13 protein-coding genes are annotated in these 14,634 nt (G+C 61.0%); 3 read left to right on the forward strand and 10 right to left on the reverse strand.

The window, feature by feature from the left end; all coding sequences use genetic code 11:
* Positions 1–102 precede the first annotated feature (102 nt).
* Genes AYK65_RS28015 through AYK65_RS28025 form a run of 3 tightly spaced genes read right to left on the reverse strand, consistent with a single transcriptional unit; the run spans position 103 to position 3,342 of the window.
* Complete coding sequence (locus AYK65_RS28015; RefSeq protein ID WP_026615087.1) at positions 103–1,335, reverse strand: ABC transporter substrate-binding protein; 1,233 nt, start codon at positions 1,333–1,335, stop codon at positions 103–105.
* 60 nt (positions 1,336–1,395) lie between these two features.
* Positions 1,396–2,298, reverse strand: coding sequence for a sugar phosphate isomerase/epimerase family protein (locus tag AYK65_RS28020; RefSeq protein ID WP_026615088.1), 903 nt, complete (start codon positions 2,296–2,298; stop codon positions 1,396–1,398).
* Positions 2,299–2,310: 12 nt separating this feature from the next.
* On the reverse strand, positions 2,311–3,342 hold the full coding sequence (locus tag AYK65_RS28025; protein WP_081162496.1) for a Gfo/Idh/MocA family protein: 1,032 nt from the start codon (positions 3,340–3,342) through the stop codon (positions 2,311–2,313).
* Between the two features lie 245 nt (positions 3,343–3,587).
* Between AYK65_RS28025 and AYK65_RS28030 the strand changes: the two genes are divergently transcribed.
* Together AYK65_RS28030 and AYK65_RS28035 are read left to right on the forward strand one after the other, a co-directional pair.
* Positions 3,588–4,613 carry a substrate-binding domain-containing protein gene (locus AYK65_RS28030; protein ID WP_081162499.1) on the forward strand — a complete coding sequence of 342 codons (1,026 nt, stop codon included), beginning with the start codon at positions 3,588–3,590 and terminating at the stop codon, positions 4,611–4,613.
* Positions 4,614–4,833: 220 nt separating this feature from the next.
* Positions 4,834–5,130, forward strand: coding sequence for a hypothetical protein (locus AYK65_RS28035; RefSeq protein WP_026615091.1), 297 nt, complete (start codon positions 4,834–4,836; stop codon positions 5,128–5,130).
* A 145-nt stretch (positions 5,131–5,275) separates the two neighbouring features.
* On the opposite strand, the gene ampC is transcribed toward AYK65_RS28035, so the two are convergent.
* A complete protein-coding gene (gene ampC, locus AYK65_RS28040; RefSeq protein ID WP_026615092.1) occupies positions 5,276–6,466 on the reverse strand; it encodes a class C beta-lactamase in 1,191 nt (396 codons plus the stop codon).
* A gap of 218 nt (positions 6,467–6,684) precedes the next feature.
* On the opposite strand from ampC, the gene AYK65_RS28045 reads away from it, so the two are divergent.
* Positions 6,685–7,569: a LysR family transcriptional regulator gene (locus AYK65_RS28045; RefSeq protein WP_081162502.1), complete on the forward strand. Its 885-nt coding sequence runs from the start codon at positions 6,685–6,687 to the stop codon at positions 7,567–7,569.
* Positions 7,570–7,598: 29 nt separating this feature from the next.
* On the opposite strand, the gene AYK65_RS28050 is transcribed toward AYK65_RS28045, so the two are convergent.
* From AYK65_RS28050 to arfA, 6 genes are all read right to left on the reverse strand, one after another.
* Positions 7,599–8,519, reverse strand: a complete 921-nt coding sequence (locus tag AYK65_RS28050; protein ID WP_046116747.1) for an ArsR/SmtB family transcription factor — start codon at positions 8,517–8,519, stop codon at positions 7,599–7,601.
* Positions 8,520–8,665: 146 nt separating this feature from the next.
* Complete coding sequence (locus AYK65_RS28055; RefSeq protein ID WP_026615095.1) at positions 8,666–9,490, reverse strand: carbohydrate ABC transporter permease; 825 nt, start codon at positions 9,488–9,490, stop codon at positions 8,666–8,668.
* 3 nt (positions 9,491–9,493) lie between these two features.
* Positions 9,494–10,369, reverse strand: a complete 876-nt coding sequence (locus AYK65_RS28060) for a carbohydrate ABC transporter permease (RefSeq protein ID WP_081162690.1) — start codon at positions 10,367–10,369, stop codon at positions 9,494–9,496.
* A 71-nt stretch (positions 10,370–10,440) separates the two neighbouring features.
* Positions 10,441–11,709 carry an ABC transporter substrate-binding protein gene (locus AYK65_RS28065; protein WP_081162508.1) on the reverse strand — a complete coding sequence of 423 codons (1,269 nt, stop codon included), beginning with the start codon at positions 11,707–11,709 and terminating at the stop codon, positions 10,441–10,443.
* Positions 11,710–11,846: 137 nt separating this feature from the next.
* Positions 11,847–12,935, reverse strand: coding sequence for an ABC transporter ATP-binding protein (locus AYK65_RS28070; protein ID WP_081162511.1), 1,089 nt, complete (start codon positions 12,933–12,935; stop codon positions 11,847–11,849).
* 63 nt (positions 12,936–12,998) lie between these two features.
* Entirely contained in the window at positions 12,999–14,519 is a 1,521-nt protein-coding gene (gene arfA, locus AYK65_RS28075) for an arabinosylfuranosidase ArfA (protein ID WP_026615099.1), read from the reverse strand.
* Between the last annotated feature and the right edge of the window lie 115 nt (positions 14,520–14,634).

The following is a 14,634-nucleotide window of genomic DNA, read 5'->3' on the forward strand; positions in this document are numbered from 1 at the left end:
CGTGGGCGATCCCGGCCGAAGCCGGAGATCGCCTTCTCGGGAGGAATTCGAGCGAACCGTGGCAATCCGGTGAACGCTACCGCTGATGGAAGCGACGGCTTCTCAGCCCAGGACCGCCTTGATTTTTTCGGCTGCCTGGTCGAGCGCTTCCTTCGAACTCATCTGCCCGGTCAAAGCAGCCTGGATCGCGTCCTGGATAGCCTTGGAAATTTTCGGCCATTCCGGATGCGGGCCGCGCGGTTTTGCGTATTTCAACTGCTCGACGAAGACCTTGAGCGCCGCATCCTTCTTCGGCTCACCGGTCGGCGGAATGGCGATGTCGGAGCGCGCCGGCAGTTGTCCGAAATCCTTAAACATCCGGTCGTCCTGAGAGACGAAATATTCAAGCACCTTGAAAGCTTCCTCGGGGTGCTCGCTGCTGGCGAAGATCGCCCAGTTGAAATCACCCATCGCAGATGAGCGTTCGGCGCCGACTTCCGGCACCGGCAGGAGCGTCACGCCCCAGTCGAACTTCGCCTCCTGGATCATGCGATCGAGTTCCCAGGGGCCGGAGATCGCCATCGCCGCATTGCCGGAATTGAAGGTGCCGGTCGAATCCCATTGGCCCCGCGTCAGCGTATCGGGGGAAGCGAGCTTCTCGTCGAGGATCCTCTTCCAGATGTCGAGCGCCTTCACCGCACCCTCGGAATTGATCTTGTCGTAGCCGCCGCCTGCCATCTGCGCCCAAGGCAGGAACTGGAAGGTCCCCTCCTCGTTCGCCTTGGCGGAGAAGGCAAGGCCGTACACGTTCGCGGCCGGGTCCGTCAGCTTGCGCGCCGCCTCGAGGAGTTCGTTCCAGGTCTGCGGCGGCTTCTCCGGATCAAGGCCTTTCGCCTTGAACATGTCCTTGTTGTAGTAAAGCGCGATCGTGTTGGTCGCCTTCGGAATGCCGTAATATTTGCCTTCCCAGGTCACGGACGCGAGCGGACCCGGGAAATAGTTCTCGGTCTTCACGACGGAGGATTTGGCGATCATGTCGGTGAGATCGAGAAATGCACCGCGTGAAGAAAAGAGCGCGTGTTCGGGATTGTCGACCGCGATGATGTCCGGCGCCTGCCCGGTGGAATAGGCGCGCATCGCCTCGCTGACGACATCGTCAAACTGAATCTGTCGATATTCGACTTTAATACCGGTATTGAGCTTGTTGAAATCTTTGATCAAGTTCGGTGCTGGCTGAATGTCGCGGTCGAGCGACCAGACGCTGATCGTGACATCTTCCGCGCTTGCCGAGAATGCCGGCAAGGAAACACTGGCAAGGGCGAACGCGCCCAGGATTGCATATCTGCGGATACCCATAGACTCCTCCTCTTGGTTTTCCCGCAGCCGGCGCCCTCCACGCCGGCCGTCAGGCATGTCTCAGGCCGGATCGACGATGAACTCACCGCCGCGGCACTGTTTCAGGTAGTTGAGCGCGTGCACCTGGCCGGTCATTTCCAGCGCGTCGCGATAGACCGGATCGTGCCAACCCTCGATGTCGATCGAACCGGACCAGCCGGCGAGCCGCAGTTCCGAGATGATGTCGGTCCAGTTGCTGTCGCCGAAGCCGGGCGTGCGCATGAAGACAAATTTCTCCTTGCCGAAGATGCCGTGCTCGCGGATGACGTCCCAGCGGATCGTCGCGTCCTTGCCGTGTACGTGGAAAAACTTGTGGGCCCATTTGCGGATCTGCGGCAGAGGGTCGATCAGATAAACCATCTGGTGGCAGGGCTCCCATTCGAGGCCGATGTGATCGTCCGGCGTCTCGTTGAAGATCAGTTCCCAGGCATCCGGATTATGGGCGATGTTCCAGTCGCCGGTCGCCCAATTGCCGTCCATGGCGCAGTTCTCGAAGGCGATCTTCACGCCCTTGTCGGCCGCACGTTGGGCGAGCTCGCGCCAGACCTTGCGGTAACGCGGCAAGCTGTCGGTGAGCGGCCGGTTACGGATGCGGCCGGTGAAGCCCGCAACGCAGGTCGCACCGAAATGATGGGCGTTGTCGATGCAATCCTTCCAGCCCTCGAGCGTCTGGAGGTCGATATCGGTCTCCTCCAGTGGATTGCCGAACATGCCGAGCGTCGAGATGGTGATGTCGCGATCGCCGATCGCGTCCCGGCAGCGCTTGCCGAGCTCTGCGAGATCCTGGCCGTTCGTGGTCTGCCAGAAGAAGGGCTCGAAGCTTTCGAAGCCCAGGTCGGCGATCTCGCCGATGCGCTTTGCGGCTTCGCCCTTGGTGGCGCTGACCATGGTGCCTATGCGGATGGACTTGGCTGGATTGCTCATCAGATGCCTCGTTCAGATTGTCACGCGTTGCCGGGTGCGGGCGCTCTCGATCGCCGCGAAGACCATGGCCAGGCTGTTGATATTGTCGTCGCCCACCGTTTCCGGCTTCGTGCCGGAGCGGATCGCCCTGACGAAATCCGCGATCACGCTGGCATGCCCATGCGTCTCTCGCGGATCGGCCGGATCGGGAACCTCGATCGGGGCGAGCTCGCGCAGGAATCCCTCGCTGCCGGCCACCCGGTTGGCTCGCAGATCCTCGGCCCCGTCCCAAAGCAGCGTGCCCTTCGTGCCGATGACCCGCCACTCACTCTCCCAGCTCGTATTGGCACCCTCGGCGCACCAGGAGCCGCGATAGCTGAAGGTCACGCCGTCGGAGAGCTCGAAGATGGCGGTAGCGGCCGCGCCGTGCGCGTACCAGGAGCCCTTCGGATTGTCCTCGTGGCAATATACGGCAAGCGGCGTCTTGTCTGCGATGAACCGGGCGGCGTCGAATGTGTGGATAGCCATGTCGACGAGCAGCACATGCTCCATCTCCTCGCGAAAGCCGCCGAAATGCGCGCCGATGAAAAAATCGCAGTGAATGGCGGTGAGGTCGCCGATCGCACCGCTTTCGACGAAACGGCGGATGCGGCGCACGCCGGAAATGAAACGACGGTTCTGCACGACCGCATGCAGCCTTCCGGCTTCCCTGGCAAGCTGGATCAGTTCCCGGCCGGCTTCGAGCGACGCGGCCATGGGCTTTTCGCTGAGGACGTGACAACCGTGCTTCAGCGCCGTGGCGACCACGTCGCGGCGAGCGGCCGGAACGACGATGTCGAACAGGAGATCCGGCGCCGTTTCGGTCAGCACCGCATCGAGATCGGAGCCGATCATGGCGTCCTTGACGCCGAACTCCGCGGCGAGCGCGCTGGCGGCCCCCGGATTCACATCGACGAGCCCGACGATGCGGATCGTCGATTGAAGTTCTCGGTCGGCGGCGATCGCCTTGAGCCAGCCTTTGGCCATGGCTCCGCACCCGCACAGAACTGCGCGCAAAATCACGATTCTCCTCCCACAAAGCTACGATTTCGCCTTGTTTCGGCGCCCGTAAACGTTTACGGAACTATGCGGACTTTCCGAAACATGTCAATAGCAATTCGGAAAGACTCGAGCGGAGGAAGAAAGGCGCGTGCGGTTTTCCGCCCGCCACACCGCTCTAACTTCTTAGAATCGATCACCTTTATGATTTCCCGTCGGCGCGGTCCAAATCATGATGATCGAAGGGACGGCTGAAGGAGGAAGCGCTTCGCATGAAGGGAATTCGGCGCCTGGCGCAACATCTCGACATCTCGATTGGAACGGTATCTCGCGCGCTGAACGGCCGCCCCGATGTCAATGAGGAGACGCGCAAACGCGTGATGGCGGCCGCCCAGGAACTTGGCTACGTGCCCAACCAGTCCGGCCGCAGCCTCAGACAGGGAACCACCAACATCATCGGCTTCATGATACAGACCGGCACGGAGATCACCGGCCAGGGCGATACCTTCTTCATGAGCGTGTTCGACGGCGTGCAAGCCGTCTTCGCTAGACACAAGCTCGATTTGGTCGCCCTGCTCTGCTCCTCCGAGGAAGATCCCAGCGACTATCTGCGCCGCGTCGTCGCGCGCGGCTTTGCTGACGGGCTGATCCTCTCGGCGACGCGACGGCACGACCCGCGCATCGAGTTTCTCGCCGAGCGCAACATCCCCTTCGTCACCCTCGGCCGAAGCTTGACGGACGCTGGCCGCCCATGGCTCGACCTCGACTTCGAAGGCATGGCGCAAACCGCGATCGACCGGCTGGTGGCGCGCGGGCATCGGCGCATCGCCGTCACCCGGCCGCACGACGACGTAAACCTCGGCTATGTCTTCGTCGATCGCTGCCGCGAGGCGCTTGCCGCGCATGGGCTGACATTGGACGAGGAACTGATCTTCCGCTCGACCCCTACCGAGGCCGGGGGCTACCAGATCGCCCGCGATCTCCTGGCGCTCGAAGAGCGGCCGACCGCGATCCTGCTCGTCAACGAAACAATCGCGATCGGCTTCTACCAGGCGCTCTCGGAAGCCGGCGTCAGGCCGGGGCGCGATATCGCCGTGATCGGGCGCTACAGCCCGCATGCGCATTTCCTTTCGCCGCCGCTTACCTGCTTCCGCCTGTCACTGCGTGATCTCGGCATAGCGCTCGCCGAGACCCTGCTGTCGACAATGCCCGCTTTCAAGCACCATTACCCGCAGGCGCTGGTGAACGCCGTATGGCCGATGGAACTCGTCGAAGGCGAAAGCGACGCGTTCGGCTGACGACCACCTCTCCGCCGCAATGGATCAATTCGGCGCTCCGCAGGTTTGTAGCTTGCCGCGTGATTTTCCTTAAATCGGAACCGATTGCAGCGCAAAGTCATGTGGCAATGCTAACTGCTGCAGCGACCTTTTCGCGTCCTGCGGGACTCGGGGCGCTGCAGTGAACCCCTGCCGGTTGCAGTCGACCCCGAGATGGCGACTGTTCCTGAAAGGAGATGCCATGCGCGGACTTTTCCTCCTCTTCGCCGGGCTGTCGACGACAGCCTTCGCCCACGATGCTCCTAGCGGCTGGCAATATCCGACGTCCTGCTGTTCAAATCTGGACTGCCGCCAGGTGGCCCAGACCGCCGTAAGCGAGCGACCTCAAGGCTTCATCATAAGAGCTACGGGCGAAGTTCTCCCCTATGCCGACAGGAGGGTTCGCATATCGCCTGACGGCGAGTACCACTGGTGCTCTGCCGAGGGCAAAGCCTATGGCAAGACAATCTGCCTGTTCGTGCCGCCCAGGGCCTATTGAGCACATAATGATTTGAGGCGCCGCGGAGTCGGCTTCGAGCCGGCAATCGGCGCCGTCCCGCTGATGTGACGGGTGGGCAGCGCGCGCCCGCCACTTATGTGACGGGCGGCCATTCGTCCTATCGGGGCGGCATGCTTGGCCCACGCTAGCGAGCGGCGGCCGCGGCGAGTTCGTCGTCCAGCGCTTTCAATATGTGGTACGCGGCCTTCACACGGGCAGGAATGGGGTAGACTTTGTTTGCCAGGATCACGATACCGATGTTTTTCGCCGGCACGAAGGCGGCATAGGCGCCGAATCCTCTGGTCGAGCCGGTCTTGTTGATCAGGACGTTTTCCTGGGGCGCAAGTGGCGGATCGAGCCTCGTCACCTTGTTCGGCTTCTGGCTCACCTGCGTGGAGTTCCCGGCAAGCAGGGCCTCAAGCTGCGTCGGATAGGGGTACATCTCCCATCCGAGGCCCTGGGTCATCTCACCGACCTTGAAATATCCGGTGTGCGTCGCGGCGATCGCTCGCTTGAGATCGACGTCGGATCCTGCACCGTTCATATTTGCCTCGACGAATCGGATCAGATCGGCTGCGGTCGTCTTCACGCCATAGGCTTCCGAGCCGAGAACGCCCGGCGTTACCCGGACCCGCTTGCCATCCTTCGTATGCCCGTGGGCATAGTCCTGCATCCGCTCTTCCGGCACCCTGATGTGGGTCCTCGTCAGCCCAAGTTCGGGGAAAAGCTTCTTCTCCATCAAGTCGTCGAAGGGCTCCCCCATGCTTTCGGCCGCGAGGTAGCCAAAGAGGCCGATGCTGGGGTTGGAGTAGACCCGGTGTGTGCCGGCGGGATAGTTTGGTCGCCACGTTTTGAAATAGGCGATCATGCTCTGCTGATCGGTAACGGAATCCGGGAACTGCAACGGCAGGCCGCCCGCCGTATAGGTGCCGAGATCGAGAAGGCTGATCTTGTCGAAGCTGCTTCCGGCGAGCGCCGGCAGATATTTGCTGGCCTTGTCCGACAAGGACAGGGTTCCACGCGTTTCAGCATAGGAGGCGAGCGTGGCGGTGAAGGTCTTGCTGATCGAGCCGATTTCGAAAAGCGTGCCGTCGGTGACCTTTTGTCCGCTCTCTTTCGAGGCGAGGCCATAATTAAAGAGGTATCTCCTTCCCTGGGCTGTGACCGCGACGGCCATTCCGGGAACACCATTTTCCTCCATGACGGGACGGATCGCCTCGTCGACGGCTCGCTTAAGTAGGCTTTTATCGCTCTTATCGGTGGCGTATGCGTGAGTTGCGCAGAAAAGAGGAGCGGCGATGAGAAATGCGATTCTCGCGGCGGAAATCTTTTTCATAGCAGATACATAGACCTCGCGTTTCCAGGATCGCCCGCATGCGTCGCGGATTGCGGCCGGCAACCGAGCAGGATACCAGCAATTTACCGCAAACCGGCTCTCACGGCCCCTATACAACCGCAAGAAGCAGGCGGGCCCAGCGGAGATACGGCGTCTGTACGGCTGCCGCAAACGACAATATCTTGCCCGACCTATTAGAAAAATTTGGGTGTGTCTCCATGGTTCGTCCTCATTTGCCCTTGAACGCGCTTCGAGCCTTCGAAGCATCGGCGCGCCATTTGAGCTTCACCAGGGCCGCGATCGAATTATGCGTCACGCAGGCTGCGGTGAGCCATCAAGTGAAGAGCCTCGAAAGCCATTTGAACGTTACCCTGTTCGAACGGCTGCCTCGCGGTTTGATGCTAACACATGAAGGCGAGACGCTGTTGCCGGCACTGCGCGAGGCCTTCGACCGCATCGCCGGCACGCTGGAGCGCTTCGAAGGCGGCCACTTTCGCGAGGTTCTCCGAGTGGGTGCCGTGGGAACATTCGCGGTCGGTTGGCTGCTTGCCCGGCTGCGGGACTTTCATGCAAGGCATCCCTTCGTCGACCTGCGCCTTTCGACAAACAACAATCGCGTCGATATCGCCGCCGAGGGACTCGACTATGCGATCCGGTTCGGGAGCGGCGCGTGGCACGGGGTCGACGCAGTGCGACTCCTTCAAGCGCCGCTTTCCCCCTTATGCGTCCCCGCCATTGCCGAGAAGTTGAGAACACCGGCCGATCTGCTCAGGTTCACTCTTTTGCGTTCATACCGTGCAGACGAATGGCCGCGATGGTTTGCGGCTGCGGGATTGTCGACGAACATGCCGCTGACGAAGAGCATAGTCTTCGATTCCTCGCTTGCCATGATGGAAGCCGCACAACAGGGCGCGGGCGTCGCCTTGGCCCCGCCCCTGATGTTTTCCCGGCATTTGCAGGCGGATACCGTCCGGCAACCTTTCGACACCGCCGTCACGCTGGGCAGCTATTGGCTGACGCGCCTGCAATCGCGCGCCGAGACACGGGCAATGGTCGCCTTCCGGGACTGGCTCGTCGATGCGGCAAGTGCCGAGGGCATCTGAAGCGCCTCCCCCTCCACTCCGGGACAGGTTTAGAAATACATGGTCATGACGATGTCCTGATCGAAATCGCCGAAGCCCTTGCCGAAGATATTGAGACCGCCGGGGTTTTCCGCCTTCTCGTCGATGCCGATGCGGAAGCGGATGGAATGATGATCGGGGATGCCAAGCGAGGTGATCGTCTGCGTCGATACCATTGCGCCATCGATCCAGGTTCCCCGATCGTCGATGGTCCAGGTCTTGAGCTTGCCGTATTGCGAGCCGCTGAGTTTCCACCACGCCGGTGAATACAGGCCCCGGCGGTCGCCGAAGTCGCCGGGCGAAGTCCAATAGCCGGCCTTGATCCCGTTGATCCAGATGGAAATATCGGAGGGCCAATTGGCGTTGGTCGCCGGCGTTTCGGAGCTCAGTTCGGCCGAAAACTCGATCTTCCGGACCGGCCGCCCCGTGACCTTGGCATTATTCGGGAACTTGTATTCGACATAGCCGCGTGTGAACCACAGCAGTGCCGCCTGCATGCGTTGCGGATCGAGGAAGACTTCCTGCACGTCGAGCATGCCGATGACGTTGTTGACCGAGCAAAGTCCGCAGGGTGCCTCGACCTCGAATTCGGTGAACAGACCGATCGGCATGCTGACGGTCACGACGTCATCCGCAAGGCTGGTACGATCATCGAACCGGATCAGGATCTCGCCATAGATGCTGGAGCAGATCTTCTGATTGCCCTTGGTCGCCTTCATCGTATGTGTCTGGATGAGGCCCGCCTTTTCGAGCGACTTCAAGTTCGTCGCCGTCGTCGATTGCGGCAGGCCCATGTGAGCCGCAATGTCGTTGACGTTCAGCGGCCCTTTCTGGCGCAGCAGATTGAGAATTTCGATCCGCGTCGGGGAGCCCAAGGCCTGGACGACCTCGACATCCTTGATCGGGTCCACTGTGAGAAGCTTCGTCTCCATTCTCTGCTACTGACACTCCGGCTAAAGCACTGGCTGATCTGCGCTGATACCACACGCGAGCGCAATTTGTTGCATGGTTTCAAGGTCGAGCCCGGCCCACGGCCTGGGAGAGATGGCCGTGGACCGGGCAAAGATGGCGCGGAGGCTCATCCTTTTATCCCCGACGACAGCATCAGTGCCTGCGTCACCCGCTTCTGGAAGAGCAGATAGGCAAGCGCGACCGGCAGCGCGGCGAGAATGGCGACCGCCATGTCACGCGCATATTTCACGCCGAAGGCGTCGTCTACCTGCGTGATGCCGACGGTGACGGTCATCATTTCCTCCGAATTCGTGACGAGGAAGGGCCACAGAAAGGCGTTCCACGCCATGATATAGGTGATGATCGCGAGCGCGGTGGTGATCCCCCAATTGAGCGGGAGATAGAGCCGGAACAGGATCTGGAAATCGCCGCAGCCATCGAGCTTCGCCGCCTCGCGCAGTTCCTTTGGCACGGAGTCGAAGAACTGCTTGTAAACGATCACGACGACCGGGACGATGAGCTGGGGCAGGATGATGCCGCCCCAGGTGTTGATCAGGCCGAAGCGGTACATGAGCACGAATTGCGAAACCACGAGCGCCTGGGAGGGGACCATGAAGCTTGCGAGAATGATGCCGTAGAGAAGCCTTCGCCCGGGAAAAACGATCTGCGACAGCGCATAGGCGCACATCACACTGATCAGGATCACGACCACGGTGACGGTGATGGAGGTGACAAGCGAGTTTACGTACCAGGAAGCGAGATTGGTCTCGAACAGGGCGAAATAATAGGCCGAGAAGTTGAACACGTCCGGGATGAAGGTCGTCTTGGTGACGACCTCCTGCTCCGGCTTGATCGACGTCACCACCGCCCAATAGAGCGGAAAGGCCCACATACAGGCGACGCACAAGGTGAGAACCAGGAGAAGAATGTTGCCTACGGATTTCCGTTGCATCGCTCAGCGCCCCCTAACGCGTAAGAGCTGGTATTGCAGTACCGAGACGGTGACGATGATCAGGAACAGGAAGACCGCGACAGCCGAGCCGAGCCCGCCATGGTTCAGGCGAAACGCCTCGCGATAGACGAGCTGGAGCAGCACATAAGTCGAGTTGAAAGGGCCGCCTTCCGTCATCAGGTAAACCTGGTCGAAGATCTTCAATTGCAGGATCAATTGCAGCGTTAACACGAGCGCGGTGACAGGCCAGATCAGCGGCCACGTGATCCGGCGGAAGCATTGCCAGCGTGTCGCGCCGTCCAGCATCGCCGCCTCGTAGTAGTCTGCCGGGATGTTGCGCAATCCGGCGATGAAGAGCAGCAGATTGAAGCCGTTCGTCCACCACACCGTGACGAGCGCCACCATCGGCATCGCCCAGATGGGATCACGAAAGACGCTGATGCGCCGGCCGGTGAAGAGTTCGATCACGTATCGGGCAATACCGAATTGCTGATCGAGCACCCACTCCCAGATCTGGGTCACGACCGACACCGGGAGAATATAGGGCAGGAAGAAAAGCACCAGCACGAGGCTCTGCAGCCAGCCTTTAAGGCGCACGACCATCAGCGCCAGGCCGAGGCCGACCAATGTGTTCGGCACCACCGTCAGAAGGACGAAGTAGCCGGTGTTCCACACCGAGGTGAAGAAGAGCTTCTGATTGAGCAGCTTCAGATAATTGGCGAAACCGATCCACCGGCCGTCGCCGATCAGCGGCGCGTCGGTGAAGCTCAAGGCGAACATCTTGTAGACGGGATAGGCGAAAACCGTCAGATAAGTGATCACGAATGGCGCGATCATCAAAACGGCGGTCAGCGTCTTGGTCCGTCTCTCGCTCGTCAGCACCGCAATAGTCCTCCCGTTTGGCGTCCGGATGGACCGGCCGGCGGGGCCAACCGGTCCGTGGAGTGTCACTACATCTGGCCCTGCAGTTCCTCGCGCATCTGCTCGATGGCATCCGCGGGATCGAGCTGACCGTTCAGTGCGGGGACGACGAAGTTCTGCGTTGCCTCGTAAATAGGTCCACCGACGCCGGCGAGCGGCGAGACGGGATCGAAGACGGCGGTGTCGGCGAGCTTGACGTAGGTCGCATTCGGCTGCATCGCCTTGAACTCGGCGCTTTCGGTCACCGGTTTATAGGCCGGGATGTGACCGGCGCCCGCCCAGGAGAGGCTGTGCTCGTTCATCCAGGCGATGATCTGAAGCACGGCCTTCAGCTTCTCGGGCGTGATCGGCTTCACGTCGCTATGCGGCACGGCAAAGGCGTGGGAGTCCGCCCAGGTGGCCGCCTGACCCATCAGCACGGGGATCTGAATGGCGCCCCACTCGAAACCGAGATTGCCGTTCTTCTCAAGGTCCACCATCGTCGGCACTTCCCACACGCCGTTGATGTGCATCGCCGCCTTGCCCGAGGTGAAGAGCGCGATCGAAGCCTCGTAGGAGATGAGTTGCGGCGAATAGCCGGACGATACCCAATTCGCCATCGTCGTCAGCGCTTTGACGCCGGTGTCTCCAGGCAGGATCTCCTCGCCTTCGATGAATTTCCCGCCCTGCTGGGAAATGAGCGTGTAGAAGACCCGCCACATCGAGCCGCCTTCGTCGGTGTGCAGCGAAAGCGGGTACTGGACCTTGCCTGTCGCCTTGATCTTCTCAAGCGCGGCGTTGAAATTGTCCACGCCATCCAGCCCCTTCGGCAGACCGTCGTCGCCGAGCAGACCCGCTTCCTTGAGGATATTCTTGTTGTAGTAGAGCACTATGGAATGGACGTCGAAGGGAATGCCGTAGACCTTGCCGTCGGCCAAGGCCGAATTCCAGCTCGCTTCGACATAGTTCTCCTTCTTGATGCCGGCCGCGGCGAGCTCTTCAGGTGCGAGCGGCCGCAGAACGCCCGATGGAATCGCGAGGGGGAAGCGCGACAAATGATAGGTCATGATGTCGGGCTGCTGGCCGACGGCCGCCGCCGTCTGAACCTTGCTATAGAAGGGGACACCCCACTCGAGCGTGGTCGCGTTGATGCGAATGTCCGGATGGGTATCGTTGAACTCCTTGATGAGGGCCTTCATGCGGACACCGTCGCCGCCGCTCAAGAAGTCCCACCAGGTGATATCGGTTTGCGCATAAGCGCCTGCCGAGGGCAGGATCGCCAGCGCACCAGCAAAGGCAAGTCTCAGTAGCTTCTTCACGTCTCTCTCCTCCTGTCATGACGCTCCAAGTCCCGCGGCTCGCGCCGCATTCCTCCCCTGCCCGGACGTCCTCTCGTCCGAAGCCCGGGTATGCTTCCGGTGGCTGGCAATTGCGTTCTCAATCCGAATTTCGGATATCAACGCAGCCGGACACCTCGATCGCCGAAAGCGAACAGCTCTTCGGGTGCTAGGGTGAGACGGATCGGCTGCTTGGGTTGCGGCCTCTCCTCGCCGCGGCATTCGATCGTCATCTCCTCGCCCGTCGCTGTCAGCGCGTGCAAATAGCCGGTCCCGCCCAATTCCTCGATGAACTCGGCCGTGGCGCTCAAAGGGATGCCTCCCTCCCGCGCGCCGAGCGCGATATGCTCCGGCCGCACACCGACAAATATCTGTTCGCCGGCGGGCAGGCCGGCCTTTGCCGGGATTTCGAACGGAATACCGGGCGCGTCGTCGAGCTCGATCGTGAGTCTGCCGCTCGCGCCGGCGGCAACCCGAGCCCTGAGGAAATTCATCCCCGGCGAGCCGATGAAGCCCGCAACGAACATATTGTCGGGGTTGCGATAGAGCTCGAGAGGCGCGCCGACCTGCTGGACCACGCCCCCTTTCAGGACGACGATCTTGTCGGCGAGCGTCATGGCTTCCACCTGATCATGGGTGACGTAGACCATGGTTGCGCCGATCTGGCGGTGCAGACGGGCGATTTCCATGCGCATCTTTACCCTGAGTTCGGCGTCGAGATTGGAAAGCGGCTCATCGAAGAGGAAGACGCGGGGCTCACGAACGATCGCCCGCCCGATCGCCACGCGCTGACGCTGGCCGCCGGAAAGCTGGCTCGGCTTGTGGGCCAGATAGTCCGAGAGCCGGAGAATCTCCGCGGCCGCCCTGACCTTCTTCTCGATTTCCGCCTTCGGCCGCCTCGCAATCGAGAGGCTGAAGGCCATGTTGTCGAAGACGGAGAGATGCGGATAGAGGGCGTAGGACTGGAAGACCATGGCGACGCCGCGCTTCGAGGCTTCCCTGTGGGTGACGTCCTCCGCATCGATACTGATCTCCCCGCCCGTCGTCTCCTCAAGCCCGGCGATCATGCGGAGCAGCGTGGATTTCCCGCAGCCGGACGGGCCGACGAAGACGGCGAACTCGCCCTGCTCGATTTCGATGTCGACGTCGTGGATCACCTTCACGGCGCCGAACGACTTGCTGACGCCGGTCAATTTGATTCCGGACATTAGACCTCCCCGATGGTGATGCCGGTCCGGGGCCGCTCCTCCAGCAGCCCCAAACCGAGCCGCTCAAGCGGAAGCGACGGAAATGAGGACGAAGTGATAGGACTTTGGCGGCAACGAGCCGACGAGCGCGCCTGCATCGTCGATCGTCAGCTCTCTTCCCGGCTTCGGCACGATGCGGTTCTGATCCTCGACCGAGTTGCGCGCCTTGAGGTCGTCGCCGGCGAGCATCTGATGCTGCACGATCTTTGTCCCCTTGAAGCCCTGGAGGTCGATGGTGAGGCCGAGAGGCTCGTCGAGGCTGCGGTTGACAGCGAAGACGGCGATCGATTTGCCGTCCTCCTGCAGCACCGCGGAGAGATCGAGGTAAGGCACGTCCTGAGCGATGTCGCAATCATAGGTGGGGCCTGCCTGCGCCACGGTGAGGGCCGTGCCGCGCCCGTATTTCGAGGCATATTGGAGCGGATAGTAGATCGACTGGCGCCAGGCGGGTCCGCCGGCCTTGGTCAGGATGGGCGCGATGACGTTGACCAGCTGCGCCATGCAGGCGATCTTGACCCGGTCGGAGCGGCGGATGAAGACGTTCAGCAGCGACCCGACAAAGATCGCGTCCTCGAGATTGTAGAGTTCTTCGAGGAGCGGTGGCGCTTCCGGCCAGTCCCAATTGGCGATGCGCTCGCCGTCCTCCTTGCGGTCGTGGTACCAGACGTTCCACTCATCGAAGCAGATTTTCACGTCGCGTTTGGACCGCTTCTTCGCCTTGATGTAATCAATGACGCCGCCGATCGTGACGATGTAGCGGTCGAGATCGATGGCCTTGGCGTAGTAGTTGAGCGTGTCCTGCTCCTCATTGCCGAAGTATTTGTGCAGCGAGATATAGTCGACACTGTCATAGCTCGCATCGAGGACGGTCGCCTCCCATTCCGGATAGGTCTTCATCTTGTCGTTCGAGGAGCCGCAAACCACGGTCTCAAGCGTCTTGTCGAAATACTTGAAAGCCTTGCTGACCTCGTTTGCGAGATGGCCATATTCGGCGGCGCTCTTGTGGCCCACCTGCCATGGCCCGTCCATCTCGTTGCCGAGGCACCAGATGCGCACATTATGCGGCTCCTTGTAGCCGTGCTTGGCGCGCAGATCGCTCCAGTAAGTGCCGCCCGGATGGTTGCAGTATTCCAGGAAGTTGCGGGCGTCATCGAGGCCGCGCGAGCCGAGATTCATCGCCAGCATCATCTCGGTCCCCGCAAGCTTTGCCCAATCGGCAAATTCGTTGACGCCGATCTGGTTGGTCTCCCGCGTACGCCAGGCAAGATCGAGCCGTACCGGGCGTTCCGACCGCGGCCCAATGCCGTCCTCCCAACGATAGGCGGAAACAAAATTGCCGCCGGGATAGCGCACGATCGGCATGTCGAGGTCGCGCACCATCTCGAGCACATCTGTACGAAAGCCGTCCTTATCCGCTTTCTCGTGGCCGGGCTCGTAGATGCCGGTATAGACCGCACGGCCCATGTGCTCCAGGAAGGAGCCATAAACCCGCTTGTCGACAGTCGAGATGGTGTATTCCCGGTTAAGGGTCGCTTTCGCTCGCATGGGTTTCCTCGTTTATTGAATTCGATTTTGGCCGAAGCTAAACTGGATGATCTTTTATTTCAACGATTTTGTTTAATATCACAAAATCCGATATGAACGCCATGTGGGCGCATGA

Origin of the sequence: Ensifer aridi (assembly GCF_002078505.1) — a bacterium.
In the GTDB taxonomy this organism is placed as follows: Bacteria; Pseudomonadota; Alphaproteobacteria; order Rhizobiales; family Rhizobiaceae; genus Sinorhizobium; species Sinorhizobium aridi.

Coding starts and splice junctions, on each gene's coding strand:
- AYK65_RS28035 (WP_026615091.1), top strand. CDS start 4,834: ATGCGCGGACTTTTCCTCCTCTTCGCCGGGCTGTCGACGACAGCCTTC.
- AYK65_RS28030 (WP_081162499.1), top strand. CDS start 3,588: ATGAAGGGAATTCGGCGCCTGGCGCAACATCTCGACATCTCGATTGGA.
- AYK65_RS28055 (WP_026615095.1), bottom strand. CDS start 9,490: ATGCAACGGAAATCCGTAGGCAACATTCTTCTCCTGGTTCTCACCTTG.
- AYK65_RS28050 (WP_046116747.1), bottom strand. CDS start 8,519: ATGGAGACGAAGCTTCTCACAGTGGACCCGATCAAGGATGTCGAGGTC.
- AYK65_RS28045 (WP_081162502.1), top strand. CDS start 6,685: ATGGTTCGTCCTCATTTGCCCTTGAACGCGCTTCGAGCCTTCGAAGCA.
- AYK65_RS28015 (WP_026615087.1), bottom strand. CDS start 1,335: ATGGGTATCCGCAGATATGCAATCCTGGGCGCGTTCGCCCTTGCCAGT.
- AYK65_RS28070 (WP_081162511.1), bottom strand. CDS start 12,935: ATGTCCGGAATCAAATTGACCGGCGTCAGCAAGTCGTTCGGCGCCGTG.
- AYK65_RS28020 (WP_026615088.1), bottom strand. CDS start 2,298: ATGAGCAATCCAGCCAAGTCCATCCGCATAGGCACCATGGTCAGCGCC.
- arfA (WP_026615099.1), bottom strand. CDS start 14,519: ATGCGAGCGAAAGCGACCCTTAACCGGGAATACACCATCTCGACTGTC.
- ampC (WP_026615092.1), bottom strand. CDS start 6,466: ATGAAAAAGATTTCCGCCGCGAGAATCGCATTTCTCATCGCCGCTCCT.